Genomic DNA, 3322 nt, shown 5'->3' on the forward strand with positions numbered 1-3322 from the left:
AGCGCGCCCGGGTGGTATGTGGAAGAGGAGCAGCGCGCCTCCGCCGCCGTGGTCGGGGTGTCAGTGGTCGAGTTCCTCGGCCTGCCCGACGGGCTGCTGGAATACGGCGTGCCGCTGCGCCGCGCCATCGCCGCTGTGGTGCGCCGGTACCGGCCGGACGTGGTGCTGACGAACAACTTCCGGGAGACCTGGGACGGGGCGTACGCGCTGAACCAGGCCGACCACATCGCCTGCGGCCGGGCCACGCTGGACGCGGTCCGCGACGCCGGCAACCGGTGGATCTTCCCGGAGCAGCTCACCGACGGCATCCAGCCGTGGTCGCGGGTCCGCGAGGTGTGGGCGGCCGGGTCGCCGGCCGCCCGGCACGGGGTGGACGTGACCGACACGTTCGACAAGGGCGTGGCGTCGCTGCGGGCGCACGGGGCGTACCTGACCGGACTCGGCGACGGCGGTTTCGACGCCGAGGAGTTCCTGGAGGGCATGGCCCGGCCGGCCGGGCGCCGGCTCGGCGCGCGGTTCGGCGCGACGTTCGAGGTGTTCCAGATCAACCTTCAGTAGGGCGCGGCGATGTTCCTGGTCGGGACGCCGTCGGCCCGCCCCGCCGAGGGGGCGGGACGGGCCGGGCCAGCGCCGGGTCAGGGAATGAGCTGACGCAGATCCTTCGGCATGGTGGACTTCACGTCCTGCCACTCGCCCTGGGTGACGTGCCGGCGCAACGTGTCCAGCACGACCTGCACCACCCGCTGCGCGCCGCCCTCGGCGTCGTACGGGAAGCCCTGGCGCACCTCGTAGAGGAAGTCGTCCCGGTTCAGCTTGATCGGCACGTTCTCCGGCTGCCAGCCGTCGAAGTAGACGCCCCGCACCAGCACCGGCAACTGCTGGGCGAACTCGACGCTCTCCTGCACCGGCATCCGGTCCCGCAGCAGGTGCAGCACCGTACGCAACGCGGCGTAGGACTGGTTGCGCTGCTCCTTGGGCCAGCCGTACGCGGACTCGATCTCCTTGAGGATCACGTTCGTCTTGTCCAGCGAGGACTCGAACGCGGACAACATCTGTTCGGCCATCGGGATCACCCCCGTGCGTCGGTCTCCCAGCGTCGGTCTTCGGCGCGGCGCGGCGGTCCGCTGGGCCCCCGCCACAGCCGGGTCGGACGGAACCGGCCGGCCCGTTCGGCCCGCCGAGGCGCCTCGGAGCTGCCGACCACGTGCAGTACGCCACCGCGGCGCCGATCCGCCACCACCCGTACCGTCATGACCCACCTCCTCGTCGCGGCGCCTCCGCCCGGCCGGCGGAGCGCGTCCACGGTCATGCTGCGGCGCGGACGGGTGAGCCGGCCTCACCCGGAGCGGGTGAGGCCGGCTCAGGCGTCCAGCAGGTCGGCGAGTGTGGTGGCGTTGCGCTGCGCGTAGTCCCGATAGCAATTGTTCATCAGGACGTGTGTCTGCTCGGCCTCGCCGGCCAGCTCGCGCAGTTTCGGCGCCCAGTCGCGCAGCTCCCGCTTCGAGTAGTCGTAGCCGAACTTCTCGTGGATGTCCTTGCTGGTCCACTTGTCGCTGTGCCCGTGGAAGCGGACCATCGCGAGGTCCGCGGTGGCGGCCAGCACCGGCGGGACTGACGACTTGTGTCCCTGCGGCATGTCCACGCAGACGAACGGCAGCGCGTGCTCACGCAGGAACCCGAGCGTCTCCTCGGCGTTGTCGCCGTCGAACCAGGAGGCGTGCCGGAACTCGAAGACCGGGCGCAACGGCGCGCACCGGCGGGCCACCTCCAGCAGGTACTGCTTGTTGTCCCGCTTGATGGTGAACCAGGGCGGGAACTGGAACAGCAGCGCGCCCAGCTTTCCCGCGTCGACGAGCGGGTCCAGGGCGGACAGGAACCGCGTCCACACCTCCTCGTACGCCTGCGCGGGCAGGTCGTCCGGGTAGACGTTGCGCTTGTCCGTGTCCGGGCGCAGGTCCTTGTAGAGCGCGGAGACGCGGGTGGGGTGGCCGGTCAGCAGGCTGAACGCCTTGACGTTGAACGTGAACCCGGCCGGGGTGCGTTCGGCCCACAGCCGGGCGGTGCGCTCGGCCGGCGGCGAGTAGTAGGTGGCGTCCACCTCGACCAGCGGGAACTGCCGGGCGTAGTAGGACAGCCGGCGCTCCGGCGTGTCGGCGCTGTCCGGATACCAGCCGGAGTCGAGCAGCGTCCGGTCGGTCCACGAGGCGGTGCCCACCTTGATCTCACCCATGGCAGGAGTTCATCGCGTCGGCGGACCGACCGGCAACCGCATCGGCGTCAGGCCGCCCGCCGCTCCCGGGTCTGCTTGCAGGCCACGCAGGAGGTGGCGGACGGGAAGATCTCCAGCCGCTCCACCGGGATCGGGGCGGTGCAGCCCTCGCAGAAGCCGTAGGTGCCCTCGTCCAGGCGGGTCAGCGCGTGCTCGAACTGCGCCCGCCGGTCCAGGATGGTGCGCAGCAGCGACTGCGCGGTGTCCCGCTCGGCGGTCTTGGTGCCGCTGTCGGCCTGGTCGTCGCCGGCGGTGTCGCCGACCTCGACCAGCCGCAGCACGTGGCTCTGCGCCAGCGTCTGCTCGTACTCGGCGGTCAGCTCGTCGTACCGCGACCGCAGGGACTGCCGGATCTGGTCGACCTCCGCCTGGGAGCGGCCGGTGGCTGTCGTGTCGTGGACGAGCATCGCTGCCTGCCTTCCTACGTCCTCATACCGGACCGGGGCGGCCAGCGCCCCGGACCCCGGTCCGACTGTGGATGCGCGGGCGACGAGATCACCCGTGCTCTGTGAGCCGGGCGATTACCCCCGCCCACGGCGGGCCAAACCGGCTGTTTCCTGAGTGTTTCCGGTGAGTCCGTAGCCGCTGGTCAGGCCGCCTCGACCAGCGCGGGGCGGCGCGGGTCGTCGGCCCGGACCACCACGTCGGCGAAGGACGCGGGGTCGACCTCGTCGGCGTAGCGGGCGAAGGCGGGCAGCGTCCAGCGCAGCGCCGGGTCGGTACGCCGGTCCAGCGCCGCCGGGGACAGCACGAGGTGGACCGTGACGTCGAACGGCAACGCGCCGCCGAGCAGCAGCGCGCCGCTGACCACTACCACCCCGCCGGGCGGCAGATCCACGTACGCGGCCCGGCTGGCCCGATCGGCGGCGGCGTCCCAGAGCGACGGCAGCAGCCGGCCTGAGCCGTCGGGGCCGGCCGGGTCGAGCACCTCGCGGCGCAGTCCGGGTTCGTCGAGCCAGCCCTCGTAGTACGCGTCGGGGTTGGTGCGGCCGTGCTCCAGGCGGACCGAGGCGGGGCGGAGGAAGTCGTCGGCGCGTACGTGCAGCACCGGCC

General features: G+C 72.2%; 5 protein-coding genes. 1 reads left to right on the forward strand and 4 read right to left on the reverse strand.

All coding sequences use genetic code 11. The annotated features are described in order from the left end of the window. Positions 1-558, forward strand: a 558-nt coding sequence (locus tag MCBG_RS05565) for a PIG-L deacetylase family protein (protein ID WP_084789417.1), incomplete at its 5' end; no start/stop codon positions are given. A 77-nt stretch (positions 559-635) separates the two neighbouring features. On the opposite strand, the gene MCBG_RS05570 is transcribed toward MCBG_RS05565, so the two are convergent. From MCBG_RS05570 to MCBG_RS05590, 4 genes are all read right to left on the reverse strand, one after another. Beyond that, on the reverse strand, positions 636-1064 hold the full coding sequence (locus MCBG_RS05570) for a DUF2267 domain-containing protein (protein WP_043330183.1): 429 nt from the start codon (positions 1062-1064) through the stop codon (positions 636-638). Positions 1065-1360: 296 nt separating this feature from the next. Then, the gene (locus MCBG_RS05580) at positions 1361-2230 is read right to left on the reverse strand and encodes a DUF72 domain-containing protein (protein ID WP_043324461.1); all 870 of its coding nucleotides are present in this window, start codon (positions 2228-2230) and stop codon (positions 1361-1363) included. Between the two features lie 47 nt (positions 2231-2277). Next, complete coding sequence (locus tag MCBG_RS05585) at positions 2278-2676, reverse strand: TraR/DksA family transcriptional regulator (protein ID WP_043324464.1); 399 nt, start codon at positions 2674-2676, stop codon at positions 2278-2280. Between the two features lie 182 nt (positions 2677-2858). Beyond that, positions 2859-3322: nucleoside/nucleotide kinase family protein (locus MCBG_RS05590; protein ID WP_043324467.1), on the reverse strand; the 464-nt coding region annotated here is incomplete at its 5' end.

The sequence above is a fragment of the Micromonospora sp. M42 genome (genome assembly GCF_000568915.1).
In the GTDB taxonomy this organism is placed as follows: domain Bacteria; phylum Actinomycetota; class Actinomycetes; order Mycobacteriales; family Micromonosporaceae; genus Micromonospora; species Micromonospora chalcea.

What these genes read in the sequence shown, in the direction of transcription:
- MCBG_RS05570 (WP_043330183.1), bottom strand. Translation starts at nt 1,064, where the DNA reads ATGGCCGAACAGATGTTGTCCGCGTTCGAGTCCTCGCTGGACAAGACG.
- MCBG_RS05585 (WP_043324464.1), bottom strand. Translation starts at nt 2,676, where the DNA reads ATGCTCGTCCACGACACGACAGCCACCGGCCGCTCCCAGGCGGAGGTC.
- MCBG_RS05580 (WP_043324461.1), bottom strand. Translation starts at nt 2,230, where the DNA reads ATGGGTGAGATCAAGGTGGGCACCGCCTCGTGGACCGACCGGACGCTG.